Origin of the sequence: Devosia indica (genome assembly GCF_003056405.1) — a bacterium.
GTDB lineage: Bacteria > Pseudomonadota > Alphaproteobacteria > Rhizobiales > Devosiaceae > Devosia > Devosia indica.
Map to the genome: position 1 here is coordinate 19697 of NZ_PYVZ01000002.1, position 26246 is coordinate 45942.

A 26246-nucleotide genomic window follows, 5' to 3' on the forward strand; every position below is an offset into this window, starting at 1 on the left:
AAATCCGATGGTACAGTGTCAGTCAGGCCAGGGCGGGATTGTGCCGGGCGCGCGCCATCTGTCGCTCGATTTCCGCCAGCAGTCCAGGGAGTTCACCCGGGGTGCGGATGGTATAGCGCGGCACTTCGCCTGCATGGGCTGGAATGCGGCTGCGCCGATGTGACCAACTCTGCCAGATGCTGATGATACCGAGCTGGTTGGCGCCGCCAATGTCGCGCTCGAGATGATTGCCGACCATGACAACGCTGCCAGCATCATCGGGCCCCAAGCCCATGCCCTTGAGCGCGGCCTCGAACATGCGGCGGTCCGGCTTCTGGCAGCCTTCGGCCTCCGAAATCACCTTGACCTCGAAATGCGGGTGAATGCCATGGCCCCCAAGAATGGTCTCGAAGCTGCGCACGCGCCCATCGGCGACGAGTGCCAGGCGATAGCCTTCGGCGGCGAGGGCCTCGACCATTTCCAGGGCTCCGGGGATCAGATTGGCCTTGATGACATAGCCTTCGTCGTCGAAGATTTCCGTGCCTTCATCGACCAGCGTGTCGCCGCTATCGAGAAAGACGGCCTTGAGCAGCGGTTGTTCGGCGCGGATTTCGGCCAGGATATCGTGCACCCGGCCAGGGATCCATGCAGCCAGCTCATCCCAGGACATCATTTCGACCTTGCCCAGGTCCAGGCTTTGTCCAAAGCGGAACACGGGCGCGAAGGCGCGCGCCTGCAAATAGCGCTTTACCGCGCGATGGTCGGCGGCGCTGACCGGGCCAATGGCATCGCGGAACATGTCGTTGATCAGCAAGCCACCGCGGCCGGCCAGCTCAACGCAGCAGATCTCGGTCAATTCGCGGGTCTTGTCCTGCTCTGCAGCGGTTGCTGTAAAGGCATGCTTACCCGGCGTCGAGACCAGGGTGATCCGGCCGTCGACCAGAGGCAGGGCGCCATCGGGCCCGGACATGGCGAACTTGCCGCCATGGGCGCTGGCTTCGACACCAACGATCCGGTCGGCGCCGTCGAGCTTGAGCCAGATATGCTCAAGCTCATAAAGGTGCTGCACATCCCAATCCCACCAGATGGCATATTCGATCACCCGCTCAACATTGCCCTCGAAGGTGATGTCCAGTTGAGACGACGGCGAGCGGCCCGGAGCATCGAGAATGCTGATGCCCACGCGGCTGGGCAGGAAGGGTTCATTGTCGGAAAACAGCAGTACCGGCGCCAGGCGCCGGGCCAGCGCGAGACCCGCGGTGGAGGGCAGGGTGGCGACGGGCGCTGCCGCGGCCCGGACTGTAGACGACATGAGAATGATTCCGGCTGAAGTGAACAGGCAGCGTCTTGTAATCGTTTTCAACTTCCCGGCGCAAGATAGTGTCGCCGATTTCTTCTCACCATGCGTGCAAGCGAAAGAAAGCCGAGCGGCTCAGGGCAAGGCGCGGGTCGAGTCGCGCCGGATCAGGGCGTTTTCCAGCACGACCTGACGCGGCGTGCGCACCGTGCCGCGCATGTGCTCGATCAACGTTGTGGCGGCGATGCGCCCCATCTCCTCGATCGGCTGGGCGATGGTGGACAGGGTTGGGAACGTAACCGAGGATTCGAGCACGCCATCATAACCCAATATGGAGAGGTCTCGCGGCAGGTCCAGTCCAAGTCCGTGGGCCGCGTGCATGACACCGATCGCCAGCATGTCCGTGGTGGCAAAGATCGCCGTCATATCCTTTTCAGCGGTGATCATGGCGCGGCCGCATTCGAGGCCTACCTCGAAACTGGAGGTCTCGGTAAAGGCGGGTGAAAAGACGATCTCCACATCGGTGGCCAGATCCTGCGCGGCCTGGCGAATGCCGCGCACGCGTTCGCTGCCTACATCAGTGCCGCCACCCTGTTGTGCCACGGCGCCTGCAATGACGCCGATGCGGCGATGACCAAGCTCGATCAAGTGCCGCATACCCTCGTAACCACCGGAAAAATTATCGCAAACCACTGCGCTGATGGATGCCAGGCGGGGTTTCATGTCGACAAAGGTCACTGCCACGCCACGGTCGCGAAGGGCATTGGCGCGGCGGATGGTGCGGGCGGTGGCGCCCGATGGGCGTATGATGATGCCCTGAGCCCGCATCTCCATCATGGTGTCGAGATAGGCTTCCTCCCGGTCCGGATCACCATTGGTGGAGCACAGCAGCACGCGGTAGCCCTCATCGAACATTGTGGTCTCGATGGCATAGGCCAGGGCGCTGGAAAAGGGGGTGCGTTGCTGGCGCAGCAGCACCCCCACAATATTGGACTGCTGGGTGCGGAACGAGCTGGCCAGGCCGTTTGGCTTGTAGCCGAGTTCGGCAATGGCCTTGTTGACCGCCTCCCGGACAGCGGGGCGGACATGGGCATAATCATTGACGACACGGGAGACGGTGGCGATCGACACATTCGCTGCCTTGGCCACGTCCTTGATCGTTACCACGCCTTTTCCCTTCATGTTCGAAGTGCTGGAAATCACACCACAATTGGCCGTTCCGACACCAGAAGCATTTCTATGTTGTTTTGAAAACGTTTACAAGATACCGTCGTGATATTGAAACGCATGGGCCGTAGAGCTGCCGACCGGATCCGCCGCGAGCGGGATGGTTCAAGGACCAGCCGGCGCCCGGAGGAATGTCTTTCATGTTGGAGGGAAACCCGATGCAGAATCGTGTCTATCATCTCGGCCGCCGTATGGCCGGGACGACCTTGCTGCTGGCCGCGACGGCGCTGCCATCCATGGCACAGGACAATGCGGCCATGTGCCCTGGCGGCTTTGGTCAAGCCCCACAGCTCCAGGCCATGGTTGATGCCGGCAATTTGCCGCCAGTCGCCGACCGTCTGCCGGTTGAGCCGCTGGTGGTGCAGCCCGCTGACGGCATCGGCAGCTATGGCGGCCAGTTCATCGATAGCTGGGGTGGCGGCAATGTCGCCGATTTCCGCCAGTTCGGCTATGATCCTCTGGTGCGCTGGAGCGTTGACGGTTCGACTGTCGAGCCCAATATCGCCAAGGGCTGGGAAATCAGCGAAGACGCGACCAGCTACACCTTTTTCCTGCGTGAGGGCATGAAATGGTCCGATGGCCAGCCCTTCACTGCTGACGATATCGTCTTCTGGTGGGAGCGTGTCGAGAACAACCCCAAGGTGATGACCGGCGGCCCGCGCGGCGAAATGCTGAACAATGGCGGCAAGCCAACCGTCACAAAGGTGGACGACTACACTGTTACCTTCACCTATGAGCAGCCGAACGGGCTGTTCCTGCAGAACCTGGCCGGTCCCTATGGCCAGCGCGTCGTCATGTTCCCCAAGCACTACATGGAACAGTTCGACATCGACCTGAACCCTGAAGGCGTGGCCGAGATGATGGCCGAGGCGGGCGCAACTGACTATGCGGCCTGGTGGAAGGGCAATGTCGGCTCCTATGGCGATGCTTCACAGTTCAACAATCCTGAGCGTCCGACCCTTCTGGGCTGGATCGGCCAGGACTCCATCCTGGGCAAGGAGCGCGTCACTTTTGTGCGCAATCCCTATTACTTCAAGGTCGATCCCGACTGCCAGCAGCTCCCCTATATCGACGAGCGTGTCTGGACCCTGGCGGCCGATCCCGAAGTGACGTTGCTGCAGGCGGTGCAGGGGCAAATCTCGATGTCGCCGCGCAATGTCTCGACACCGCAGAACCGCGCCGTCTTCTTCGACAACCAGGAAGCGGGCAATTACCACCTCGTGCCGGCCACGAGCTGCGACTACAACACTGCCGTGCTGGGCCTGTCGGTGAACCATCCCGACCCGATCAAGGCAGAGGTGTTCGGCTCCAAGGATTTCCGCGCCGGCCTTTCACATGCCATCAATCGCCAGGAAATCATCGACACGGTCTATCTGGGGCAGGGCGAACCCTTCCAGCCCGCTCCGCTGCCTGGCTCGCCTTTCTACAATGAAGCGCTGGCCAAGGAATTCACCGAGTTCGATCTCGCCAAGGCCGCCGAATATCTCGACAAGATCGTGCCCATGGGGCCTGATGGCGTGCGCCTTGGCCCCGACGGCAAGCCGTTCAGCTTTGCCATCGACATCAATGCCGACTTCCGTCCTGACACGGTCGACGCCTACCAGCTTATCGAGCGGACCTGGAAGCAGGTGGGGCTCGACGTCACCATCAATTTCCATTCCGACGAGTTGTTCGGCAATGCCCGCGCCCGGCCGGACTCGGATGGTGCCGTCTGGGTTGGCGAAAATGGCTGTGGTCAGCTCCCGCTGGTCAATCTGGGCCGCTTCATGAACGACTATGGCTATTGGAGCCTGGGCAACTGGTCTGGTTGGGCCGCCTGGGACATCAAGCGCCTCAATCCGGATGCAGAACTGCCCGAAGGCTGGACCCCGGTCGAACCGCCGGCCAATGTGCAGCGCCTCTACGAACTGCGCTCCATCATCCCGACCACGGTTGGCGAGGAACAGGCTGCCCTGATGGGTGAATTCACCGACCTTCTGGCCGAGGAATTCCTTACCATCGGCATCGCCACACCAGCGGGCTTTTATCGCTCGGTCAAGAACGAGGTGCACAACGTGCCTGAAAGCCTGATCGAAGGTTGGCTCTATCCGGGCCCGGCACCGATCAACTTCGAGACGCTCTACATCGCGCAATAAGTGCGGTCCGGCCGGCCCCGCCCACTCCCATCGACGGGGCCGGCCAGTTTCTTGACGACACGCGGTGCCACGCCCTTCCTTTTCAAGGGTCTCTGCGCTCCCGGCTCAGCAAGAGTGCGTGGCACACCGCAAAGGAGGTGAAGATGGGACATTTCATGTTGCGGCGGATGCTCTATGCGCTTCCCGCACTGATCGCGGTCTCGATCATCTCCTTTCTGGTCATCTCCATTCCGCCGGGGGACTTCATTACCCGCACCGCCGAGTTGCGCGCGGCGCAAGGCGACATCATGCCCCTGGCCGAGCAGGAGGCCATGCGCCGTGCCTATGGGCTGGATCAGCCGATTCCGCTGCAATACTGGAACTGGATCACCGGTATCGTGACCCGAGGTGATTTCGGGTATTCCTTTGCCTTCAACCTGCCGGTCAAGGATGTCATCTGGCCGCGCATGGGCCTGACTATCGTATTGTCGCTGGCGAGCCTGTTGTTCATCTGGGCCGTGGCCATCCCAATCGGCATCTATTCGGCCGTGCGCCGGTATACGGTTGGCGACTATGTGGCAACCTTTCTTGGCTTTTTGGGGCTGGCTGTGCCGAATTTCCTGCTGGCGCTGGCGGCCATGTACATCGCCTTTGCCGGTTTCGGGCTCAGCGTGGGCGGCCTGTTCTCCCCCGAATATGTCGAGGCGCCCTGGAGCTGGGAACGGGTGGTAGATCTGCTGGGCCATCTCTGGCTGCCCATGATCGTGCTTGGCACTGCCGGTACCGCCAGCGTTATCCGCATCATCCGCGCCAATCTGATTGATGAATTGCACAAGCCCTATGTCACGGCCGCGCGCGCCAAGGGCAAAGGTGAGTTTGCGCTGTTGATGAAGTACCCGGTCCGCCACGCGCTCAATCCCTTCGTGTCCGGGCAGAACGACATCTTCGTCGATATCGTATCGGGTGGCACAATCGTGGCCATCGTCATGGGGTTGCAGACCACCGGTCCCCTGCTGCTCGATGCCCTGCGCACCCAGGACATGTATATGGCCGCCAGCTTCATCCTGATGCTCAGCGTGCTGGTGGTGCTCGGCACCCTACTCAGCGATTTGCTGCTGGCATGGCTCGACCCGCGCATCCGCTATCAGCAGGGGTGAGGCCATGAGTACAATAGACGACATCACCGGCCAGATTGCTCCCTCCGCCGCCAAAGACCAGCATGGTCGCGGCTATGACGGGCACTGGGCGCTGGTCTGGCAGAAATTCCGCAAGCACAAGCTGGGGGTGGCCGGAGGCATTGTGGTCTTGCTGGCCTATTTCGTGGCGCTGGTGCCTGAGTTTCTCGCGCCGGTGACCCTGGAATCCTACATGCCGGCCTATAGCTATGCGCCGCCGCAGCCGCTCCATTGGGGGCGCGACGATGGCGAGGGCTGGCGCTTTGCCCCACATGTGAACGCCTACAACTCCGTCATAGATTACAATTCCGGACGGCGGCTGTTCGAGGAGGATGTCGAGGCCCCGGTCTATGTCGGCCTTTTCGTGCGCGGCGAGAGCTATCGTCTGCTTGGGCTGATCGAGAGCGACATTCACCTGTTCGGTCCGATCGAGGCCGGACAGCCCTTCTTCATCGCCGGCGCCGACCGGCTGGGTCGCGACATATTGAGCCGCACCATCTACGGCACCCGCATTTCCATGACCATTGGCCTTGTCGGCGTGGCGCTGAGCCTGGTCTTCGGCATTCTGATCGGCGGCATTTCAGGTCTGTTCGGCGGGGTGGTGGATAACCTGATCCAGCGGCTGATCGAGTTCATCCAGTCCGTGCCCTCAATTCCCCTCTGGATCGGCCTTGCTGCGGCCATTCCACAATCGGTGCCGCCGCTGCAGGTCTATTTTCTTATCACCATCATCCTCTCAGTGCTCGGCTGGACCAGCCTGGCGCGGGTGGTGCGCGGGCGTTTCCTGGCGATGCGCAACGAGGACTTCGTCAAGGCGGCGCGGCTCGATGGCTGCGGGCCGGTCCGCATCATCTTTCGGCACATGCTGCCCAGCTTCCTTAGCCACATCATTGCGGTGGTGTCGCTGGCCATTCCAGGCATGATCCTGGCCGAAACTGCTCTCTCCTATCTCGGCATCGGCCTACGGACGCCGATCGTCTCCTGGGGTGTGCTGCTGCAGGAAGCACAGAATGTGCGCACGATCGCCGCCGCACCCTGGCTGCTGCTGCCGGGCGGTGCCGTCATTGTCGCGGTGCTGGCACTGAACTTCCTCGGTGACGGTCTGCGCGACGCTGCCGACCCCTATTCGGACTGATCGCATGCAGCCTCAAAATCTCGCCGAAATCCGCAATCTCGACATCGCCTTTGCCGATGTACGCGTGGTGGAAGGTCTCGACCTCGACATTCCCGCGGGCAAGACCTTGTGCCTGGTCGGCGAAAGTGGCTGCGGCAAGTCGGTCACCGCCAAGGCCCTGTTGCAGGTCATCGATCATCCCGGCCGTGTCGCCGGTGGCGCCATCCGTTTCCGCCAGGGGACTGGCAATGAGATCGACATCGCCGCCACCCCGCCCCGCAGCGCCGCCATGCGCGCCTTGCGCGGGGCCGACATTGCGTTGATCCATCAGGAGCCGATGAGCTTTCTCTCTCCGCTCTACACCATCGGCAACCAGATTGCCGAAGCCCTGACGCTTCACCGCAAGGTCAGCAAAGCCCAAGCGCGGCAAGCCGCCATCGCCATGCTGACTGAGGTGGGCATGCCCGATCCGGAGCGGCGCGTCGACAGCTATACGTTCCAGCTTTCGGGCGGCCAGCGCCAGCGCGCCATGATCGCCATGGCCCTGATCAACCGGCCGCGGCTGCTGATAGCCGATGAGCCCACCACGGCGCTGGACGTGACCACCCAGGCCAATATTCTCGATCTGATGCGTCGCCTGCAGGCCGATAGCGGCATGTCGATGCTGTTCATCACCCACGATCTGGGCGTGGTCGCCGAAATCGCCGACGAAGTGGCGGTGATGTATCTGGGTCGCATTGTCGAACGCGGCCCGGTGGATGAAGTGCTGGGCCATCCGCAGCACCCCTATACACAGGGACTGCTTGCCTCGATGCCCCGGCTCGATGGCGACTTCAATGCGCCGCTCCAGGCTATCCCGGGCATGGTGCCACCGCCGGTCCGCAAGCCTTCCGGTTGCGCCTTCCACCCCAGATGCAGCCGCGCGCTCAAGGGCATTTGCGACAAGATTGAGCCGCTGCAAATCGCCACCGGGCCGGATCGTCAGGTCGCATGCCATGCCTTTGGCGCCGAGGCCGCTCGCTTTGCCGTGCCGCCTGAGCAACCGCAAAAAGCCGGCCTCGCCGGCGCGTCTGATCCAAGCCGACAACCATCTGGCCGCGCGCTCCTTGAGGTTGCGCATCTCGACAAGCACTTTGCCGTCCGCGCCGGTTTTTTCCAGCGCAGGATCGGCGCCATCCGCGCCGTCAACGATGTCAGTTTTGACATCTTCGCCGGTGAAACCCTGGGCCTGGTCGGTGAGAGCGGCTGTGGCAAGTCCACGCTCGGCCAGACGATTGTGGGCCTCCATACCGCCGATGGCGGCGACATGACCTATACGCCCAGGAATGGCATGCCCGTCGATCTGCGCAGCGCCCGCGGTGCGGTGGCACGGCAGCTCAAGACCGATATCCGCATGGTGTTCCAGGATCCCACAGGGTCGCTCAATCCGCGCATGCGTGTGCGTGATATCATTGGGGAGGTGCTGCAGGTCAATGGTGTCGCCAAGCCTGAAATCGAAGTACGGGTGCAAAAGCTGCTCGCTCGCGTCGGGCTCAGCCCGGACTATGCCGAGCGCTATCCACATGCCTTCTCGGGTGGCCAGCGGCAGCGTATCGCCATCGCCCGCGCCCTGGCGTCCAATCCGCAACTGGTGATCGCCGACGAGGCAGTGTCGGCGCTCGATGTGTCGGTGCAGACCCAGATCATCAACATGATGCGCGAATTGCAGGCCGATCTGGGCCTTACCTATCTCTTTGTCAGCCATGACCTGGGCGTCGTTGCCAATATCAGCGATCGGGTCGCGGTGATGTATGCTGGCCGCATCGTCGAGATCGGACCGACCAACGCCATCTTCCGATCGCCGCGACACCCCTATACCGAGGCACTGCTTGCTGCCATTCCCGGTCGCCACCAGCGCGGCGGGGCGGGTCGCATCCGCCTGGAAGGGCATGTGCCCGATCCGGCTCATCCACAGCCGGGATGTGCCTTCGCAGATCGGTGCCGGTACGCGCAACATGCATGCCGCGAAGCGCCGCCGCCAATGGCTGGTACGCAGGAACACGGGTTTGCCTGTATCCGGGCGGACGAGCTGACCTTGCGCGCCGTTCACCAAGAGCGCGCGCTGGAGTCTGCCTGAGCCAAGCGAGGCGCCCCAATTGGTCATATCCATCCAGCGCGCCTAGATCGGACAGGGTTCAGGCGTCCCGTCCATGGGCAGAACCAGCATCAGTTGCCGAAATGATGGCTCTTGATGAACGCAGAGGGAGGTCCGGAACCATGAACAGCCTTGGCGAGGCTTGACACTGTCCATATCTGCGGGGTCAGGCTTGCGCTGTCCTGCCCACAATCTTCTCCAGGATTTGCGAAATCTGGGGCGCACAGGCAAAGACATCGCCGCGTCCATAAAGGCCGGTTTCGGCAACGAAGTCGTTGGTCACGCCACCGGCCTCTGACACGAGCAGGAGCCCCGCAACGCAGTCCCAGGAATTGAGCAGCGGCTGGAAATAGCCCACATAGTGACCCGCCGCCACATGGGCCAGGGTCAGTGCTGTCGAGCCATTGCGCATATAGGACCCGCCAGCCGCCAGCAGGCGTTCGATGATGCCGCCGAGTTGGGCGCTGTAAACCGCATTGCTGCCGCCAATAGCGGTGAGGCCATCGGCAATTACGGCGCGGGGATGGACCCGGATCGGCGTGTCGTTGCGCCAGGCGCCTTCGCCCAAGGCTGCCCAGTACAGGTGGTCGCGACAGGCGTCATAGGTAAGGCCGAGGACCGGCACACCGTCCTCGATCAGTGCAATCACCACGCACCAGGTGGGCAGGCCGTAGAGAAAGCAGCTCGTGCCATCGATGGGATCGATGACCCATTGCCAGGTGCTGCTACCTTCGTGCCTGCCATACTCCTCCCCGACCAGCCCATCGCAGGGAAACTGTTCCGCGATGGCCGTGCGGATCAGGCGTTCGACATGGGTGTCGGCTTCGCTGAACAGGTCCTGGGCCGTGCGCTTGGCCTGCACGTCAAGCGTGTCGTAGCGGCCGAAGTAGTCGAGGGCGACAGACCCGGCCCGGCGAATAATGGTCTTGGCCGCGTTGAGGCGGTTGGCGCGTTCGCGCGCTTTATTGGTCATCTTGCTGCTTGCTAAGTGGGATCGGAGGCGCCGGTCGTGCCGCGGCGGATGAGGGTCACCGGAATGACGACATGGGGCTGGGCCGCCTCGGGATCTTCAAGGCGCCTCGAAAGGGCCGTGATGGCCGCGTCGGCGACGGATTTGGGATCCTGCCGGACAGAGGTGATGTCATAGCTGCGCCAGGCGGCCTCGGCGATATCGTCGCAGGCGATGAGCTTGATATCCTCGGGAATGCGCAGATCGCTCAAGCGCCGAAAATGGTCAAGAAAGCCAAGGGCCATGAAATCGTTGACGCAATAAATGCCGTCAACGGCAATGCCGCTTTCAGCAAAGGCTTCGGCTGCCTCGGCCCCTCCGCCATAGTTCTGCACGGCGCCCTGGAAGTCGCCGGCAATGTCCAGCCCGAGTGCACGGATGGTCGCGATAAAGGCCGCCTTGCGCTGCCCGATAGTGTGGGACGCGCGGCGCTGGCTGACGATACCTATGCGCTTGCAGCCGATAGTGGCCAGTTCTTCCGCTGCCAGGCGGCCGGCCGTTGCCGTGTCGATGGAAACATTGGACACATGGGTGCCCACTTCAGGTTTGTTGATCAGCACCAGAGGCACGCCATAGGCGGCGCATTCCTGAGCGATCTCGGCTGGCGGAGTATCCGAGGTCACGATGGTGCCGGTGACATTGTAGTTGAGCATCATGTCGATGAGATAGCTTACATCTTCGCCAGGCTCGGTGGGCAGGAGCAACGGACGAAAACCGAGCGTTGCGAGACCGCGGGCCAGGAAATCCACGGTGCGCGCGCGCAGGGAATTGTCCATGTCCGAGACGATCAGGGCGACCAGATTGGTGCGCTGCTGGGACAGGCCGCGGGCGAGGAAATTGACGCGATATCCAAGGGTCTTGGCGGCCGAGATGACCTTTTCGCGGGTTGCCGGGGCAACGCTGGCGCCGGCTGTGAAGGTGCGGGACACGGCCGAACGCGAGACGCCTGCCAGCAAGGCGACATCGTCTGAAGTGGGTACCCGATTTGGCCGCTCGTCCTTGTTGCTCATACCCACCTGTCCAGTCCGGCCTGCCGGCGGAATGCGGCAAGCAAGAGATCTGCCCTGTCGAGATTGATCATGGGCGGACGCAAGGCAACGATCTTATCGAATATTTCCGGATCATCCCCGAAATATTGCATCATCGGCACGATGTTCAGACGTTCTGCGGCCGGTGCATCCTGTTCATAGCGCTCGGCGTGGATTTCGATGAGGGCGGGGTCCAGATGTGCCTTGAGCGCCTGAAGATCAGCATAGCCAGCACCATTCGACTTGATGCGCGCGGTCGGCGAAAGCGCGCGGATCTTGATGTGCAGGGCGTGATTGCCGGACCAGTGGAAGCAATCGCGGGCGAAATCCATCTCTTCAACCAGGGCGAGAATCTTGACCGGATCGGCGCTCTTGTTCTCGATATACATCTGGCGGCCGTAGGACTGGCAGAGATCGATCATTTCGGCCAGGGTCGAAATTCGCTCGCCGGCAAAATGGGGCGAGAACCATGAGCCGGCATCGAGCTGACGCAGTTCCGCCAGCGTGTGATCGGCCACCCTGCCGGTACCATTGGTGGTGCGCTCAAGCGTTGCGTCGTGGATGACGACGAGTTCGCCATCGGCGCTTTCGCGTACATCGAGCTCAAGAAAGGCACAGCCCTGATCCAGGATCAGCCGGGCCGCCGCCATGGTATTCTCGGGAGCAAAGTGATTGGCGCCGCGATGGCAGACGATCTGCATGCCGCCGATATCGACCCGGCTGCAACCACCCATCAATTCGGGCTGGTTGGTGCAGATGCCCAGGCTCGGCAATTTGAGCAGGTCGTCAAGAACCGGTTTGCGCTCCTCGTGCCAGAGGACCAGGCCGAGGCCGTGCTGTTGCATTCGGGCCAGAAGCGCGGCGGTCACCAGATCCTGGGGGCGGTCGCCGCCACGTTCCCAGCACAGATGAGCGACGTCTGCGCCCGATTGTTCGGCGCGCTCGAAGGGGTCGGCGCCAAGCGGCACCAGTATCGAGACAGGATAGGGGCAGTCCGCTGCGATCATATCGCGGACTTCACCAATACTGAAACTGCCAAGGCCAGCGCGGCGGAAATCGGCAGACCGCAAGCGCGATATGGCAATGCGCCCCGCACCGGCGGCCTTGATCTCGATATAGAGGGCCTGGTCGAGATCCCTCGCCAGCGAGATCACCTCATCAAGGGTCGGCAGGTCGGGTGCAACCTGGCGGATCTCGGCCAGGCGCATCTGTGCGATCGTTCCCGGAACACCAAAGATGCGTTCCAACCCGGCATCATGGCAGACGACCGGTTGGCTATCGGCCGTGAGCTGCACGTCGATTTCCCACATGTCGGCACCAAGGGCGGCGGCCACATTGAAGGCTTGCAACGTGTTTTCCGTCGCGTGCTGGGATGCGCCGCGATGGGCGATACAGAGCGGGCGACCGTCCGGCCGGGCTGGAAAGGGAATGGTGTTGCGCATGTAGCCTAAACCGCCTGCCCGGTGGCGTCGAAGGCAAGGAGTTTTTCAGCGTCGAGCGGCCAGGCGACCTTGTGGCCGAGCGCCACATCCTCGCGCGCCGGCTGGATGGAACGCAGAACGACACCGTCCGCAAGGGTGACGTCGAACAGGGTTTCGCGGCCCTGTGGCTCGACAAAGGTGATGGTGCCCGAGACCTGACTTGCGCCGGCAGCGCCGAAATGTTCGGGGCGGACGCCCAGGCTCAGCGGCGTGTCGCCGGGGATGTTGGCGAGACGGGAGGGCAGGGGGAGGCCGGCACCACCATTGACGATGAAGCGACCGTCGCCGCTGGCCTTGCCTTCGAGCATGACGATGGGCGGGTTGCCCAGGAACCCGGCCACGAATTTGTTGACTGGGGCGCGATACATGTCGGTGGGGGTTGCGATCTGCAGGATCTCGCCCTTGTTCATGATGGCGATACGATCGCACATCGACATGGCTTCGACCTGGTCATGGGTGACCAGAATGGCGGTAATGCCGGTCTCGAGCTGGATGCGGCGGATTTCCGAGCGCATTTCGAGGCGCAGCTTGGCATCCAGATTGGCCAGCGGCTCATCGAGCAGCAGCACGTCGGGCTTGCGCACCAGCGCCCGAGCCAGCGCAACGCGCTGCTGCTGGCCGCCGGAGAGCTGCGCCGGCCGGCGGGCCAGCAATTCCTCGATATGGGTCAATTCGGCAATGGCGCGCACCTCGCGCTCGATCTTGGCCTTGTCGTCGCCGCGTACCGAGAGCGGGAAGGCGATGTTCTCGGACACGGTCAGATGCGGGTAGAGCGCATAGTTCTGGAACACCACGCCCACATTGCGCTTCTGGCTGGGCACATTGCTGACATCGCGGGTCCCGAACAGGATCTGCCCGCCGTTGATGCGGTGGATGCCACAAATGGCAAACAGAGTTGTCGACTTGCCGCAACCTGAGGGGCCGAGCAGGGCCAGCATTTCGCCGTCCTCTACCGTCAGGTTCATCTTGTCGATGACGGTCATGTCATCGAAGGTCTTGGTGAAATCCTTGAGGGTGACTTGCATCAGCCTTTCGTGCCTCCGCCGAAAATGTTCATCAGCCGGTTCTGGAACACCGCAAACAGCACGAGGATCGGCAGGGTGTAGAAGAGCCCGACGGACTTGAAGAGGTTGAAATTGTAGGTGGTGGAATTGGGGTCCGAGACCACGTTGAGATAGGTGGACAGCACCTGGAAATTGGCCGATGGCGCCAGGATCCGGGGCAGCATGAATTCGCTCCAGCCATCGATGAAGGCGAAGATGCCCAGCGAAAGCAGGCCCGGCGTCACCTGGGGCAGGATCAGGCGGCGCCAGACGGTGAAGCGGCTGGCCCCGTCCTGCACGCCGGCCATTTCGATTTCCCAGGGCACCTGGTCGTAGAAGCCCTTCATGATCCAGACGCCAAAGGGCAGCATCAGGCTGGCCTTGACCAGGATCACGCCGATCAGCGTGTTGTAGAGCCCGGCAAACTGCAGCACGAGGAACACGCCGATGATCAGGGTTACCGAGGGAAAGGCGTGCATCACCATGATGCCGGAAAGGAAGAAGCGGCGGAACGGTAGATTGAGCCGGGAAATGGCGTAGCCAGCGGTGGAGGAAACGGCCAGAACGATCACCACCATGGTGGTGGCAAACAGGAACGTCGTGGCCGTCGGGCCCCAGACGTCGCCCGTCACCGAAGCGTCCCAGAGGAACCGCCAATGGTGAAAGGTGAACTCATTGGGAATGAGAGACCCCGGCGGGGCATTGGTGAAGGTATCTATGACGAGGAAGAGATACATCACCGCCAGCGGGGCACTGAGTATGCCGAGCAGGGCGTAGATAGGCCAGGCGGAGAAGTTGCGGGTCATCTGCGGCTCCTAGAATTCGATCCGCGGCTTGTTGACCAGCTCGTCGAACCGGAACATGCGCAAGTAGAGGATGGACAGAACCAGGCCGACCGCGACCAGAATCAGCGCCATGGCGGCGCCCATGCCGTATTCGAGATTGCCGGTGTAGTTGTTGAGCGCCGTGTTGAAGGCCTCGAGCGCCCAGACCGTGGTCGTGCTGCCCGGGCCGCCATTGGTGGTGAGCCAGATCTGCTCATAGGAGGAGAGCAGGGAGAGCGTCTGGTAGGAGGTGACAAACAGGATCGGCCAGCGCAATTGCGGCAGGATGATCTGGCGGATCTGCTGCCAGCGACTGGCGCCGTCGACTTCGCTGGCCCAGAGCTGCTGGATTGGAATAGCGCGCAGGGCACCTGAAAACAGGATCATGCCGAAGGATGCACCGACAAAGCCGTTGACCAGTATGATTGTCGCCCAGGCCGTGGGTACCGAACCTTTCATGTAGTTGAAGGCGGGCAGCCCGAGCTGCTCGGCGATGACATAGAGAAAGCCATTGTCCCAGGTGAACCACTTCCACATGACTGCATAGAGGACGACAGGCGTGATGCGCGGCAGCAGCCAGAGCACGCTGAAAAAGCCTGCGCCGGTCTTGGGCAGATAAAAGGTGGTGATGGCCAGGAACAGGCCGACAAATACGTTGAAGGCGAGTGTCGCGGCGACATAGAAAACGGTGTTGAGGACGATGCGGATGGTTTCGGGCCGATCCAGCAGGGTCTGGAAATTGCCGCCATCGATCCAGCGCCAGCCGGTATAGCTGGCTTCGGCAATGGTGCTGATGGTTTCGGCCGGCGCGTCGGGCGCCATGCTGGTGATCGCGGCTTCCATGTCGGCGCGGCTGGCATAGCGGGTATTGAGGATCGAGCGCTCGAACGGTTCGGTGGCAAGCTTGAGCTCGCGAATGCGGGTCGGGCGCGAAGGCAGGGATTTGAGCGCGGATTCGAAGCTGCGTGCGTCCTCGAAGTTTTGGCCCATAAGCCGGGCTTCGATTTCGCCGAGGAACCGAGGTTCGACGCCGGCATCGGCAGCGGCTGCCAGCGTTTCGGATGTCACCGAAAAACTGGCTTCACCCAGTGCCGTGATGACGTCGTTGTCAATTCCGGCATTTCCCAGGTCCCGCAGCAGGTTGCCGGTAATGACGTGAGAGCCGCCGGTGATGCCGGTCGCGGTGCTCATATTGGTGAAGGCGAAGACAGTCGTCAGCACCACGGGCATGAGGAAGAAGGCAAAGAGCAACGCAAGCGCCGGGCTGACGAAGCCCAGGCCTAGAAGGCTGGTTCTGGTGCGCATGAGAACAGTCTCCAACGGGATCCCGGGGCGCTGCATGGCGCCCCGGGCATATTGGCGGTTAGCGGACGATGATCTTGTCGCCCAGGGCCGAGGTGACTTCGGCTTCCAGAGCGTTGACGGCGTCTTCAACCGAGACGGTGCCAGTCCAGGAAGCTTCAAGGTTCTTGAACATCGCGGTCCAGTAAGGGCCGAACTCGACGTCGTTGGGGATGGCGGTCGCATGCGGCAGGAGCTCGGTGGTGGCAATGCCGGCCCAGCGGTCATTGGCAAACAGCGGGATCGATGCCTGAGCGTCGCTCAGGGCCACTTTGCCCGACTTGACGGCGTGCAGCGCGTTGAAGCGCGGCTCGGAGGCGATAGAGATCAACTCCGCAGAGATCGCTGCATCGTCATCGGTACCGGCGTTGGAGAGCAGATAGACCAGCGGATGGCTGATAGTGTTGGCCTTGCCGTTCTCATTGCCAGCGGGGATCAGGCTGTACTGCATCTGACCGAAGAAGTCCTCGAGACCCCATTTGGTCTGCCACTCCGAAACAGTCCAGGTGCCGGCATGCCAGAAGCCGGCCTGATCGTTGGCAACGGCTTCGTGGAAGGCATCCCAGGTCGAGCCGAGATGAGTGGCCGGCACTACGCCGGCGTCGGCCGCATCAACGAAGAACTGGAACATGTCGGTCATGGCCTGCTTGTCGAGAACGAGCTTGCCGGTTTCCGCGTCGACCATTTCGCCGCCGAAGCTGATATAGAACTGCCAGTAGTCCGGGCCGTTGCTGGGGCGTGGCACGAAGCCCTTGCCCGCTTCGACGACACCGGCGTCCTGCATCTTCTTGGCGTCGTCGATCATGTTGTAGAGCGTGTATTCACCGCTCGCGACCTTGCCAGGCAGGGCCTCGATGTCGGCATCGGTCCAGCCAATGGCCTTGAGATTGGCTCGGGAATAGAAGAACGGGCGCGACTCGGCATCCTGCGGAATGCCCCAGACAACCCCGTCATAGCTGGTGATGTCATAGAGGTTGGGGTAAATCGCGTTGAGCGGCCAAGCGTCGAAGTCCACATAGTCCTCGACCGGGCGCAACAGGCCGGACTGCGACCACGGGCCGATGTCTTCATGGCCGGAAATGATGATGTTGGGCGCATTGCCCGCTTCGGCAGCCAGGGTCACGGCCTGCTTGAAATCGTCCCAGCCGGACCAGGCCTGGGTTTCGACGGTGATGTTGAGCTCTTCGCCGCGGATTGCGGCTTCACGTTCGAGAATATCGGCCGCCATGACGATGTTGTCGTAGCGGTAATTGCTGGTGTCACCGGTGCCGCCGGCCCACACGGTGATGGTGTAATCCTCGGCCTGCGCGGCAAGCATGGTGCCCGAGAGCAGCATTGCCGTGGTGGCGAGCAGTTTCGTCGTCTTGAGAATGGTCATGTTTGAAGCCCCGATAATGCGTCGGATGGGATGTCATTGCACGCGCGTGCAAACATGTCTTTACGGGGTCGTTGTGACAGGCAAATTACAGGGGTGTGAGAAAATGACGTCGGTCATGGGCCGTGTTGCCCAATGCCGCTCCGGGAAACCGAGGCGTCGATTTATTGACTGCAGATAGCGACGAGGCGAGGTCTGGAAGTTTCCAGAGCATGGGTCAGCCGGGAGGGCGCCGCTTGCAGCCCGGAGCGCGTGCGGCGTGGCGAGGATCGGCCGCGTGCTGGTTCGTGTTTGGAGATATCAGTTCCGTCGATGCGTGCTTTCCCTGACGATCAGTTCGGGGTCGATCAGGGTGACACTGGGCTCGGGCAGGGCGCCTTCAGTGCCGATCAATTCAATCAGGCGGGCCACGGCCAGGTCGGTTACCAGCCGGATTTCGTAGTTGACACTGGTCAGTGGTGTCGCGGCGTGTTCGGCGAATTCGATATTATCGAAGCCGACAATGGCGACGTCCTCGGGGACGCGCAATCCGTTCTTCTGTGTCCAGCGCAGGGCGCCGATGGCAAGGGAGTCGTTGGCAGCGAACACGGCCGATGGCCGCTGGGGGAGACGCATCAGCTTGTCCATGGCCCAGTAACCGCGAATGACCGAGTGCCCTTGCGGATCGGCCGAGAGCTGAGGATCAACCGCGATATTGGCCTCATGCAGGGCCGCGTCGTAGCCTTCGCGCTTTTCATGATTGCCCAGGGGATTGGCGCTATCGATGATGCCAATCCGCTTGTGCCCGATATCGATCAGGTGGCGGACGGCCCGATAGGCGCCGCGCCGCTCGTCGACCGAGACTGCATCGACCCCGGCATCGGGGTCGGCTACGAGCAGGACCACCGGATAATTGGCGCGACGCAATTGCCGGATGTGATCGAGCTCGCGGTGGCTGCGCGGATAAATCAACATGCCATCCACCTGGCGGGACTGGAACATGGCAATGACCCGCTTTTCCTCGTCCAGATCATTGTTGGAGGTGGCAAACAAGGTGGAATAGCCCCGCTCGGCCAAGGCCAGCTCGATGGACTGGGCTGCCTGGGTCAGGGCCGGGTTGGTGATGTCGGTCAACACCAGCCCGATGGTCTTGGTCTCACGGCTGACCAGGGACTTGGCCACCTGATTGGGCATGTAGTTGAGATCACGCGCCGCGTCGCGGATGCGCATGGCGGTGTCCTCGGGAATGCGGGGACTGCCGCGCAAGGCCAGACTGACCGTGTTCACCGAGAAACCGGTCTTGTCTGCAACATCCTTCAGTCGAACAATCGGTCTGCCCAAGCTACGCTGTCCCCCATTCTGCGATCGATTGAATGGATTATGCGTGCTCTTGGTGCAAGCGGCGAATGGCCTGCAATTGCAGGCAATCCTGCGCCATCTCCATCAATTCGATCCGGTTCCCGTCCGGGTCCTCGATCCAGGCCTGGCGATTGCCATCAAGGCCCGGCTTGATCTCGGAGGTCAGGGCAATGCCGGCCGCCTTGATCCGTTCGGTCGTGCCCTCCAGGTCCTCAATCGTGAAGCACATGTGGTTTACGCCATTGGCATTCCAGCCCGGGGCACGGTCGTTTTCGGCGCCGGGGAAGATCTCGAGATACTGATCATCGGTGATGCGCAGGTAGACCAGCCAGGTCTCGCCATTGTCGTGCTTGAGGCGCAACATTTCCGGAAAGCCGAGGCGGTCGCGATAAAAGTCCAGCGACCGGTCCAGATCGGTGACCTTGATCGCCACATGGCCAATGCCGACAACACCAAGCATAATATCCTCCTGACCCTTCAGGTCGTTATGAACAAAGTCAGTCTCGCTGACATTGTGTGATCGTTAATACGTCGCGTCATGGCAGTTTGAATTTGGCGTGTCAACGTGCCGAAGCTAGTCCCAGTCCGGCCCCCAGTCGGGTGCGATTGCCCGCAGATTGCGATCCCGAGTCTCGATCAGCGCAATGTCTTCAGGTGACAATTTCAGGTGCTGGGCTGCAAAATTGGAGACAATTCTCTCGCGCTTTCCGGAGGTTGGGATGGCTGCATAGCCCTTGGCCAGTTCAAAGGCGAGGGCGAGCTGCTCGGGGCTGGCATCATAGCGGCGCGCGGTATCGACCAGTACCGGATCGTCGCCCAGTCGCCCGTGCGCGATCGGTTGGTAGCATGTCACCATAATGCCGTGATCGACACAGTACTGCGCCAGTTTTTTGTTCTGAATGAATGGGTTGAGTTCGACCTGATTGGTGGCAATGCGGCCTTCACCGGCAATCGAACGGGCTTGGTCAAGCAGGGCGATGGTAAAGTTCGAGACCCCAATGAACCTAGTCAGTCCACGATCCTGCGCGTCCAAAAGGGGCTCAAGATAGGCTGCCAGCGGCTGGGCGCCATTGGGGGAGGGCCAGTGCAGCAGGGTTAGATCCACCTGATCGACTCCCAGATGGGACAGGCTGGTTTCCAGTGATGGAAGCAGCTTGCCTTCGGCATAATTGTCCGTCGAAATCTTGGTGGTCAGGAAGATCTCGGCACGCGCCAGGCCTGATTGCACGAGTGCTGTTCCCACTTCGGTCTCGGTGTCATAGGTCTGCGCGGTGTCCAGATGGCGGTAGCCTGTTTCCAGCGCGCATAGGATCGCTTCGATGCCTTCGGCCTTCCAGCGCCCATAGGTTCCAAATCCGAGGCGCGGCATAACTTCTTGTAGTGTCAAACTTAATTCCTCCCCAAGCCGTGACTTTCGATGTCTTCAGGTGCGCGCTTGCTGCATTTTTCCACTTGGCCAGTTGACGTTCGGGGAACTATGCCTCTAGATTAACGCTAATACAACACCCGGAAGAGAACTCTGAACACAGGGGCGGCCGGGATATTGGGAGGAGTTTCATGCGCTGGAGCCGCATTGCGCCCCAACTTGCTCTGACGCCGGCCCTGGCCATCACGGCCGTGGCCTTTGTCGGGTCAATTGGCTGGACCATTTATCTGTCCTTCACGCGCAGCCGCCGCCTGCCCGAATATGGCATCGACTGGTCAGAATGGGGCCGTCAGTATGACCGTCTGTTCCGCGATGCCGGCTGGGAAATATCGCTCCGCAATTTGATCGTGCTCGGCCTGGGCAGCGCGCTGGCCATTGTTTTCGGCTTCATTCTCGCGGCCATGATCGACAAGGAAAAGCGCGGCGAAAGTTTCTTTCGGACGGTTTTTCTTTATCCGCTGGCCGTCTCGCTGATCGTTACCGGTGCCGCCTGGCGCTGGATTCTCAATCCCACGCTGGGTGCGCAGAGCTTCCTGCGCAGCCTGGGCTGGGAGGTCGATTTCAACTGGCTCGCCCAGGGTGATACGGCCATGTACGCCATCATTCTCGCCTCTGTCTGGCAGTCGGCCGGTTTTTACATGGCGCTAATGCTGGCGGGACTGAAAGGGATCAACACCGAAATCTGGAGCGCGGCCAAGCTTGATGGCGTGCCGCTCTGGCGGGTCTACCTCGAAATCATCATCCCGATGATGAAGTTCACCTTCATCACCTGCGCCATCCTGCTCTCACTTGGCGTCATCAAGGCCTATGACGTGGTCGTGGCCATGACCAATGGCGGACCGGGACAGAGCACCTGGGTGCCGGCTTATTTCACCATCAACGCCCTCTCGGCCAAGTCCAATCTTGGCTACGCCTCGGCGGCCGCAGTGATGATGCTGGTCATTACCCTGGTCGTCTTCATTCCATTGGTTGCCCTGACCGTGTGGCAACAGCGCAAGCGGGAGGCCGCCCGATGAGCCAGGTTTCCGTTTCTGAACGCGCAGCCGCCGCCGGTGAAGTTCCCGTGACCCGCGCGCCCTATTTCGTGCGCAAGAAAAAGGGCATCACCCCGCGCTCTATCGCGGTGCTGGTCTTTCTCACCATCTGTGCCCTGTTCTTTTGTGTGCCGCTTTATGTGGTCGTGGTCACCTCGTTCAAGACCATGGACCAGATCCGCGAAGGGGCGATCTTCACGCTACCCCATATCTGGACGCTGGAAGCCTGGGATCACGCCTGGAACCATGCCTGTTCGGGCATCAAGTGCGATGGGCTCAAGGTTGGCTTCTGGAACTCGGTATCGATCCTGTTTCCCTCGCTGATCCTGTCGATCTCTCTCGCCATGGTTACCGGCTTTGCTCTGGCCCTGTGGAATGTGCGCTGGGCCGGGGGCTTCCTGTTCCTGCTGTTCATCTGCGCCTTCGTGCCGTTCCAGATCATCATGTATCCGCTGATCGTGATGACAACGACCACCAAGATCTACGGCACGCTCTGGGCCGTGGCGGTGATCCATGCAGTGCTGGCCATGCCGGTGCTGACCCTGATCTTCCGCAATTACTACAAGGATATCCCGACAGAGATCATGTCCGCCGCGATGATGGATTCGGGTTCGTTCTGGCGCATCTTCTTCGAGATCATCGTGCCCATGAGCGGCAATATCCTGATCGTGGTGCTGATCCTGCAGATCACCTCGATCTGGAACGATTACCTGATCGGCGTGACCTTTGGCGGCCTGACCGGCCAGCCCATGACGGTGAACCTCGCCAATCTGATCACCATCTCCACGGGTACGACCAACTACGCCCACAACATGGCTGCAGCACTGCTCACGGCCATTCCACCCCTCGTCGTCTATTTTCTCGTCGGCAAGCTCTTCGTTCAGGGCGTGACCGCCGGCGCCATCAAGGGTTAGTGCCAATGCCTGCCGTCAGTTTCGAACATATCGTCAAGCGTTATGGCGCAGTCACCGTGCTCGACGATCTGAACCTTGCCATCGAGGACGGTGATTTCCTGGTGCTGCTGGGTCCGTCCGGTTGCGGCAAGACCACCTTGCTCAACCTTTTGGCCGGTCTGCTCGAAGTCAGCGATGGACGGATCACCATCGGCGATCGCGACGTGACCGAGCTTGATCCCAAGGATCGCGGGCTGGCCATGGTGTTCCAGTCCTATGCGCTCTATCCGACCAAGACCGTGCGGGGGAACCTCAAGTTCGGGCTGGCGGCCAGCAAGCTGCCCAGCGAGGAAGTCGAGCGCCGCATCGCCTGGGTCGCCAAAATGTTGCAGATCGAGCCCTTGCTTGATCGCAAGCCGGCCCAGCTTTCCGGTGGACAGCGCCAGCGCGTCGCTATTGGCCGTGCCATCATCAAGAAGGTCGATGTCTTTCTTTTCGACGAACCGCTGAGCAATCTGGACGCCAAGCTGCGCACCGAGATGCGGCTGGAAATCAAGAAGCTGCATGACGAGCTGAAGTCCACGGTCGTCTACGTCACGCACGATCAGATCGAAGCCATGACCATGGCGACCAAGATCGCCGTGATGGATGGTGGGGTGATCCAGCAGTTCGGGACGCCCGACGAGGTCTATGAACACCCGGCCAATCTCTTTGTGGCCGGGTTTATCGGCGCCCCCGCCATGAACATGCGGTCCGCCACGCTTGCCGTGAAAGCCGGCAAGGTCGAAGCGGTGTTCAAGTCCGGAGCCCGCCTGGATGTCTCGGACTATCCCTTCCAGGCACCGGCGCGGGACGGATTGCCGGTAGTTATTGGGATGCGTCCCGAACATTTCACAATCGGCGAGCCGGCCAGCGGCGGCACCGCCCAGTTCACGCTGCCTGTGCTGTCGGCCGAACGCACCGGATCGGACGCCACGCTTTACCTGACCTTTGAAGACGAGATGCTCGCGCTTCGGGTTGCCCCCGATCTCGCCGCGGGCCTCCGGGTCGGCAGCACCGTGCCGGTGCAGTTCCAGGCCGGCAAGGCCAATCTTTTCGACGCCCAGACCGGGCGGCGGATCTAGCCAACATCATTAGGGAGGAAACCAAGATGTTGAAATCGATCCTGGGTGGCGTCACCGCTGCTCTCATGGTCAGCTCCGCGGCAAGCGCCACGGACCTGATCATCTACCACAACTGGTCATCGGGACCGGAAGTCGCGGCACTCAACGTCCTCAAGGATGGCCTGGAAGCCAAGGGTCACACCTGGACCGACATCGCCATTCCGCACAATACCGGTTCCAACGTGAACCTGATGAACCTGGTCACCGGCGGCACCCCGCCCAATGTGTTCCTCGAATCCAGCCCCGGCGTCTATCGCGACCTGGCCGGCCTCGGGCTCGCGCGGCCGCTGACGGAGTTCTTCACCGAACAGGGGATCCTCGAACACTATCCCTCGTCCGTTGTCAGCTCGATCACGGTCGATGGCGAGATCATGAAGATCCCGACCGCCATCCACATCGACGGCATGGCCTATTACAATATGGAAGTGGCCGAGGCCGCGGGGGTCGATCCGGCCGCCTGGGATTCGCTCGATGCGATGTTTGCCGATTTCCAGAAGGTGCGTGACGCGGGCTATATCCCGCTCGCCATTGGTGGCCAGCAATGGCAGGTCGGCTATCTGGTGCACGCCCTGGCGGCAGCTACCGGTGGTCCGGAGTTCTACAATGCCGTTTATGGCGGCGAGCCCGATCCGTCTGTCATCGACAGCGCCGAAATGCGCACCTTGCTCGAAACGCTGCGCCGCTTCCAGCAGGAAGCCGATGAGGGCTCTGCGAACCGCGAATGGAATGTGACCACCAATATGGTGATCACCGGCCAGGCCCTGATGCAGATCCATGGCGACTGGATGAAGGGTGAATGGAGCGCTGCCGGAAAGACCGCCGGGACCGATTTCGGTTGTATCCAGATACCGGGCGCCAAGGCGGTGCCGGTGACCGTCGATAGCTGGGGCATCCTGGGTGGCCAGTCCGAAGAGGTGGACGCCGCCGAACTCGACTTTGCCGCGGTCGTGGCCGATCCGCAGATCCAGGCCGCCTTCGCCAGCGCCAAGGGCTCGACCCCAACCCGGCTCGATGCGCCCTCCGAAGTGCTCGATGCCTGCTCGGTCGAAGTGCTGCGCATTCTCGAAGATGCTGACCACCAGGTGCCGAACCCGCATTCGACGGTCGATGCTGACTGGCAGAATTCGATCTGGGACGTCGTGTTCAACTTCTGGAGCGACCCGTCCATGAGCGTGGATGATGCCATCTCGCAGATTCAGGAAAACTACGAAACCATCCTGGGCTGATCTCCCTCTCCTCCTCCCAGCGACGTCTGGCGACCCGGGGCCATTTGGCTCCGGGCCGCCCGGCACACGCCAACACAACGGACTATGAACATGGACAAGCGCCTGCTTGATGAAGACGAAGTGATGCAGATCTGCTTCGTCACCGACGATGTGGTCAAATCGGCCCAATGGTTTTCGGACCTGACCGGCAAGCCTATGCCCCAGGAAGGCAGGGCAGCCGAGCCGGAGGAGGCCAAGGCCATCTACCACGGCAAGCCGGCCGAGGTCGGATGCCGGATCATGATGTTCAAATTCGGCAATATCGATGTCGAGTTTCTCCAGCCCGGTCCGGAAAAGAGCGCCTGGCGCGACCTGCTCGAACAAAAAGGCCCCGGCTGCCACCACATTGCGTTCCGCACCAGAAACCTTACCAAGCGCAACGCTTACCTTGAGTCCAAGGGGCACAAGCTGCTGCAGCGTGGCGAATTCGACGGCAGCCACGGGCGTTATGCCTATTACGACACGGTCAAGGATCTGGGCGTGATGGTCGAACTGCTCGAATTCGACAGCGACAAGGAAGCCCAGCCCTGACCTGCCCGAGGGCGTCGCGTGAAGGCGGCGCCTCCACATTTATAGCCGGAACGACCGATGACCTACCGCAAAGCCTATCAGCTCTATTCTTCGCGCAATTTTCCGCCGCTGGCCGATCAGCTCCCAATTCTCAAGGATATGGGATACGACGCCATCGAACCCTGGTTGCCGGCATACGAAGCTGACCCGTCATTGTTCCGGCGCCAGCTCGATGATGCCGGGCTTGATTGCTATGGCTTTCACATGCCGCTTGCGGGCCTCGTCGAAGAGCCGGACCGGTTCATCGACATCGCCCAGACCCTGGGCGCGACCTATCTTATTCCCCCTTATGTGACGACCGAGGAGCGCGAGCCAACTGTCGCCTATTGGCGGGGGCTCGGCGAAAAGCTGGCGCGTGGCGCCGAGGCGGCGGCAAGGCATGGCCTGCAGGTGGCCTGGCACAATCACGATTTCGAATTCGTACCGCTTGCCGATGGCTCGCGTCCGATCGACCATATTTTCGATGCCGGTGGTCCGGGGGTGAAATTCGAGATCGACTGCGGTTGGATCGTCCGCGCGGGCGCGGACCCCGCGGCGGAACTCGAAAAATTCGCAGACCGGATCGTGGTCATCCAGACCAAGGATACCGCCCCGCTCGGCACCAAGCAGGATGATGGCTGGACCGCCACCGGCGACGGCATTATCGACTGGGCCGGGTTGGTTCCGCTGTTCCGCAAGACCAGGGCCGACCACATCGTCACCGAACACGACAATCCCAGTGACTGGCAGGCGTTCGCGCGTCGCTCGCTTGCGCATCTCAAGGCATTGGGATTGTAGCCGCCGGAAAGGCGGCAGAAGTCGTATCGATCAAAAGAGGAGGACATCATGGCCAAATCAACGGAAGCCCATTGGTCGCGACCCAATGGCATGCTGCCCAACAGCCGCTTCCCCCTTCTGGTTTACCGCGAGGGCGTTGCGGGTGGCGGCGAGGAGGCCGTGCGGGAGCGCTTTCGGGCCAATGGCTGGCTCAACAATTGGCGCTATCCGGGTATCTATGACTATCCCCATTTCCACTCTACCACCCATGAATGCCTGGGGGTGGCGAGCGGCTGGATGGAGCTGGACCTGTTCGGCCAGGGCGGCAAGCGCATCAGGTTTTCGGCCGGCGACGTCGTGCTGATGCCTGCCGGGGTCTCACATGCCATGGTCGATCGGTCTGACGATGTCATGGTTGTCGGCGGCTATCCGGATGGGCGCGATTGGGACAATATCCAGGAAGACCACATCACCGAAGACACTCGGCGCGCCGCGGCCAAGCGCATCATGATGCTGCCCATTCCGGCGCGCGACCCGGTCTTTGGGGAGCCCCTGCTCGAATGGATCGATGCACCCTCATCGGTCGATGCCGATCTCAATGATTTCCGCGATGGTCTCGATCCGGTGTAGGCCGCATCGCCATCCCCAAACCGCCCAGGA

At 61.5% G+C, this 26246-nt stretch carries 23 protein-coding genes; 11 read left to right on the forward strand and 12 right to left on the reverse strand.

The window, feature by feature from the left end; translation table 11 throughout:
- Positions 1 to 22: 22 nt before the first annotated feature.
- Together DDE76_RS19735 and DDE76_RS01995 are read right to left on the reverse strand one after the other, a co-directional pair.
- Positions 23 to 1291, reverse strand: coding sequence for an HAD family hydrolase (locus DDE76_RS19735; RefSeq protein ID WP_198650811.1), 1269 nt, complete (start codon positions 1289 to 1291; stop codon positions 23 to 25).
- Positions 1292 to 1411: 120 nt separating this feature from the next.
- Positions 1412 to 2443 carry a LacI family DNA-binding transcriptional regulator gene (locus DDE76_RS01995; RefSeq protein WP_158672407.1) on the reverse strand — a complete coding sequence of 344 codons (1032 nt, stop codon included), beginning with the start codon at positions 2441 to 2443 and terminating at the stop codon, positions 1412 to 1414.
- A 218-nt stretch (positions 2444 to 2661) separates the two neighbouring features.
- Here DDE76_RS01995 and DDE76_RS02000 point away from each other — a divergent pair, with 218 nt between their 5' ends.
- The 4 genes from DDE76_RS02000 to DDE76_RS02015 all read left to right on the forward strand — a co-directional run bounded on the left by DDE76_RS02000 (position 2662) and on the right by DDE76_RS02015 (position 9022).
- Positions 2662 to 4638 (forward strand): ABC transporter substrate-binding protein, encoded by a 1977-nt coding sequence (locus DDE76_RS02000; protein WP_157955627.1) that lies wholly within the window; start codon positions 2662 to 2664, stop codon positions 4636 to 4638.
- 143 nt (positions 4639 to 4781) lie between these two features.
- Complete coding sequence (locus tag DDE76_RS02005; RefSeq protein WP_104893378.1) at positions 4782 to 5774, forward strand: ABC transporter permease; 993 nt, start codon at positions 4782 to 4784, stop codon at positions 5772 to 5774.
- 4 nt (positions 5775 to 5778) lie between these two features.
- On the forward strand, positions 5779 to 6927 hold the full coding sequence (locus DDE76_RS02010) for an ABC transporter permease (protein WP_104893379.1): 1149 nt from the start codon (positions 5779 to 5781) through the stop codon (positions 6925 to 6927).
- A gap of 4 nt (positions 6928 to 6931) precedes the next feature.
- Positions 6932 to 9022, forward strand: coding sequence for an ABC transporter ATP-binding protein (locus DDE76_RS02015; RefSeq protein ID WP_104893380.1), 2091 nt, complete (start codon positions 6932 to 6934; stop codon positions 9020 to 9022).
- 184 nt (positions 9023 to 9206) lie between these two features.
- Here DDE76_RS02015 and DDE76_RS02020 read toward each other — a convergent pair whose 3' ends face one another.
- The 10 genes from DDE76_RS02020 to DDE76_RS02065 all read right to left on the reverse strand — a co-directional run bounded on the left by DDE76_RS02020 (position 9207) and on the right by DDE76_RS02065 (position 19866).
- The gene (locus DDE76_RS02020) at positions 9207 to 10013 is read right to left on the reverse strand and encodes an inositol monophosphatase family protein (RefSeq protein ID WP_104893381.1); all 807 of its coding nucleotides are present in this window, start codon (positions 10011 to 10013) and stop codon (positions 9207 to 9209) included.
- Between the two features lie 11 nt (positions 10014 to 10024).
- Positions 10025 to 11059: a LacI family DNA-binding transcriptional regulator gene (locus DDE76_RS02025; protein ID WP_104893382.1), complete on the reverse strand. Its 1035-nt coding sequence runs from the start codon at positions 11057 to 11059 to the stop codon at positions 10025 to 10027.
- Positions 11056 to 12519, reverse strand: coding sequence for a glycerophosphodiester phosphodiesterase family protein (locus DDE76_RS02030; protein ID WP_104893383.1), 1464 nt, complete (start codon positions 12517 to 12519; stop codon positions 11056 to 11058). Before DDE76_RS02030 ends, DDE76_RS02025 begins: the two co-directional genes overlap by 4 nt.
- 5 nt (positions 12520 to 12524) lie before the next feature.
- Positions 12525 to 13583 (reverse strand): ABC transporter ATP-binding protein, encoded by a 1059-nt coding sequence (locus DDE76_RS02035; RefSeq protein WP_104893384.1) that lies wholly within the window; start codon positions 13581 to 13583, stop codon positions 12525 to 12527.
- A complete protein-coding gene (locus DDE76_RS02040; protein WP_104893385.1) occupies positions 13583 to 14407 on the reverse strand; it encodes a carbohydrate ABC transporter permease in 825 nt (274 codons plus the stop codon). Before DDE76_RS02040 ends, DDE76_RS02035 begins: the two co-directional genes overlap by 1 nt.
- A gap of 9 nt (positions 14408 to 14416) precedes the next feature.
- Positions 14417 to 15730 (reverse strand): carbohydrate ABC transporter permease, encoded by a 1314-nt coding sequence (locus DDE76_RS02045; RefSeq protein ID WP_104893386.1) that lies wholly within the window; start codon positions 15728 to 15730, stop codon positions 14417 to 14419.
- Between the two features lie 58 nt (positions 15731 to 15788).
- Entirely contained in the window at positions 15789 to 17144 is a 1356-nt protein-coding gene (locus DDE76_RS02050) for an ABC transporter substrate-binding protein (protein ID WP_104893387.1), read from the reverse strand.
- 297 nt (positions 17145 to 17441) lie between these two features.
- Positions 17442 to 18461 (reverse strand): LacI family DNA-binding transcriptional regulator, encoded by a 1020-nt coding sequence (locus tag DDE76_RS02055; protein WP_104893388.1) that lies wholly within the window; start codon positions 18459 to 18461, stop codon positions 17442 to 17444.
- Between the two features lie 37 nt (positions 18462 to 18498).
- On the reverse strand, positions 18499 to 18939 hold the full coding sequence (locus tag DDE76_RS02060) for a VOC family protein (RefSeq protein ID WP_104893389.1): 441 nt from the start codon (positions 18937 to 18939) through the stop codon (positions 18499 to 18501).
- 114 nt (positions 18940 to 19053) lie between these two features.
- A complete protein-coding gene (locus DDE76_RS02065; protein ID WP_104893390.1) occupies positions 19054 to 19866 on the reverse strand; it encodes an aldo/keto reductase in 813 nt (270 codons plus the stop codon).
- Between the two features lie 170 nt (positions 19867 to 20036).
- Here DDE76_RS02065 and DDE76_RS02070 point away from each other — a divergent pair, with 170 nt between their 5' ends.
- From DDE76_RS02070 to DDE76_RS02100, 7 genes are all read left to right on the forward strand, one after another.
- A complete protein-coding gene (locus DDE76_RS02070; RefSeq protein WP_104893391.1) occupies positions 20037 to 20921 on the forward strand; it encodes a carbohydrate ABC transporter permease in 885 nt (294 codons plus the stop codon).
- Positions 20918 to 21853 carry a carbohydrate ABC transporter permease gene (locus tag DDE76_RS02075; RefSeq protein ID WP_104893392.1) on the forward strand — a complete coding sequence of 312 codons (936 nt, stop codon included), beginning with the start codon at positions 20918 to 20920 and terminating at the stop codon, positions 21851 to 21853. Before DDE76_RS02070 ends, DDE76_RS02075 begins: the two co-directional genes overlap by 4 nt.
- Before the next feature lie 5 nt (positions 21854 to 21858).
- Positions 21859 to 22956 (forward strand): ABC transporter ATP-binding protein, encoded by a 1098-nt coding sequence (locus DDE76_RS02080; RefSeq protein ID WP_104893393.1) that lies wholly within the window; start codon positions 21859 to 21861, stop codon positions 22954 to 22956.
- A gap of 26 nt (positions 22957 to 22982) precedes the next feature.
- The gene (locus DDE76_RS02085; protein ID WP_104893394.1) at positions 22983 to 24221 is read left to right on the forward strand and encodes an ABC transporter substrate-binding protein; all 1239 of its coding nucleotides are present in this window, start codon (positions 22983 to 22985) and stop codon (positions 24219 to 24221) included.
- 90 nt (positions 24222 to 24311) lie between these two features.
- Positions 24312 to 24791, forward strand: coding sequence for a VOC family protein (locus tag DDE76_RS02090; protein ID WP_104893395.1), 480 nt, complete (start codon positions 24312 to 24314; stop codon positions 24789 to 24791).
- Positions 24792 to 24848: 57 nt separating this feature from the next.
- Positions 24849 to 25607, forward strand: coding sequence for a sugar phosphate isomerase/epimerase family protein (locus DDE76_RS02095; protein WP_104893396.1), 759 nt, complete (start codon positions 24849 to 24851; stop codon positions 25605 to 25607).
- A 48-nt stretch (positions 25608 to 25655) separates the two neighbouring features.
- Positions 25656 to 26216 (forward strand): cupin domain-containing protein, encoded by a 561-nt coding sequence (locus tag DDE76_RS02100; RefSeq protein WP_104893397.1) that lies wholly within the window; start codon positions 25656 to 25658, stop codon positions 26214 to 26216.
- Positions 26217 to 26246 lie beyond the last annotated feature (30 nt).

What these genes read in the sequence shown, in the direction of transcription:
- DDE76_RS02095 (WP_104893396.1), top strand. Translation starts at nt 24,849, where the DNA reads ATGACCTACCGCAAAGCCTATCAGCTCTATTCTTCGCGCAATTTTCCG.
- DDE76_RS02060 (WP_104893389.1), bottom strand. Translation starts at nt 18,939, where the DNA reads ATGCTTGGTGTTGTCGGCATTGGCCATGTGGCGATCAAGGTCACCGAT.
- DDE76_RS02035 (WP_104893384.1), bottom strand. Translation starts at nt 13,583, where the DNA reads ATGCAAGTCACCCTCAAGGATTTCACCAAGACCTTCGATGACATGACC.
- DDE76_RS02025 (WP_104893382.1), bottom strand. Translation starts at nt 11,059, where the DNA reads ATGAGCAACAAGGACGAGCGGCCAAATCGGGTACCCACTTCAGACGAT.
- DDE76_RS02080 (WP_104893393.1), top strand. Translation starts at nt 21,859, where the DNA reads ATGCCTGCCGTCAGTTTCGAACATATCGTCAAGCGTTATGGCGCAGTC.
- DDE76_RS02010 (WP_104893379.1), top strand. Translation starts at nt 5,779, where the DNA reads ATGAGTACAATAGACGACATCACCGGCCAGATTGCTCCCTCCGCCGCC.
- DDE76_RS02000 (WP_157955627.1), top strand. Translation starts at nt 2,662, where the DNA reads ATGCAGAATCGTGTCTATCATCTCGGCCGCCGTATGGCCGGGACGACC.
- DDE76_RS02030 (WP_104893383.1), bottom strand. Translation starts at nt 12,519, where the DNA reads ATGCGCAACACCATTCCCTTTCCAGCCCGGCCGGACGGTCGCCCGCTC.
- DDE76_RS02050 (WP_104893387.1), bottom strand. Translation starts at nt 17,144, where the DNA reads ATGACCATTCTCAAGACGACGAAACTGCTCGCCACCACGGCAATGCTG.
- DDE76_RS02040 (WP_104893385.1), bottom strand. Translation starts at nt 14,407, where the DNA reads ATGACCCGCAACTTCTCCGCCTGGCCTATCTACGCCCTGCTCGGCATA.
- DDE76_RS02045 (WP_104893386.1), bottom strand. Translation starts at nt 15,730, where the DNA reads ATGCGCACCAGAACCAGCCTTCTAGGCCTGGGCTTCGTCAGCCCGGCG.
- DDE76_RS02070 (WP_104893391.1), top strand. Translation starts at nt 20,037, where the DNA reads ATGCGCTGGAGCCGCATTGCGCCCCAACTTGCTCTGACGCCGGCCCTG.
- DDE76_RS02085 (WP_104893394.1), top strand. Translation starts at nt 22,983, where the DNA reads ATGTTGAAATCGATCCTGGGTGGCGTCACCGCTGCTCTCATGGTCAGC.
- DDE76_RS19735 (WP_198650811.1), bottom strand. Translation starts at nt 1,291, where the DNA reads ATGTCGTCTACAGTCCGGGCCGCGGCAGCGCCCGTCGCCACCCTGCCC.
- DDE76_RS02090 (WP_104893395.1), top strand. Translation starts at nt 24,312, where the DNA reads ATGGACAAGCGCCTGCTTGATGAAGACGAAGTGATGCAGATCTGCTTC.
- DDE76_RS02005 (WP_104893378.1), top strand. Translation starts at nt 4,782, where the DNA reads ATGGGACATTTCATGTTGCGGCGGATGCTCTATGCGCTTCCCGCACTG.
- DDE76_RS02100 (WP_104893397.1), top strand. Translation starts at nt 25,656, where the DNA reads ATGGCCAAATCAACGGAAGCCCATTGGTCGCGACCCAATGGCATGCTG.
- DDE76_RS02015 (WP_104893380.1), top strand. Translation starts at nt 6,932, where the DNA reads ATGCAGCCTCAAAATCTCGCCGAAATCCGCAATCTCGACATCGCCTTT.
- DDE76_RS02020 (WP_104893381.1), bottom strand. Translation starts at nt 10,013, where the DNA reads ATGACCAATAAAGCGCGCGAACGCGCCAACCGCCTCAACGCGGCCAAG.
- DDE76_RS02075 (WP_104893392.1), top strand. Translation starts at nt 20,918, where the DNA reads ATGAGCCAGGTTTCCGTTTCTGAACGCGCAGCCGCCGCCGGTGAAGTT.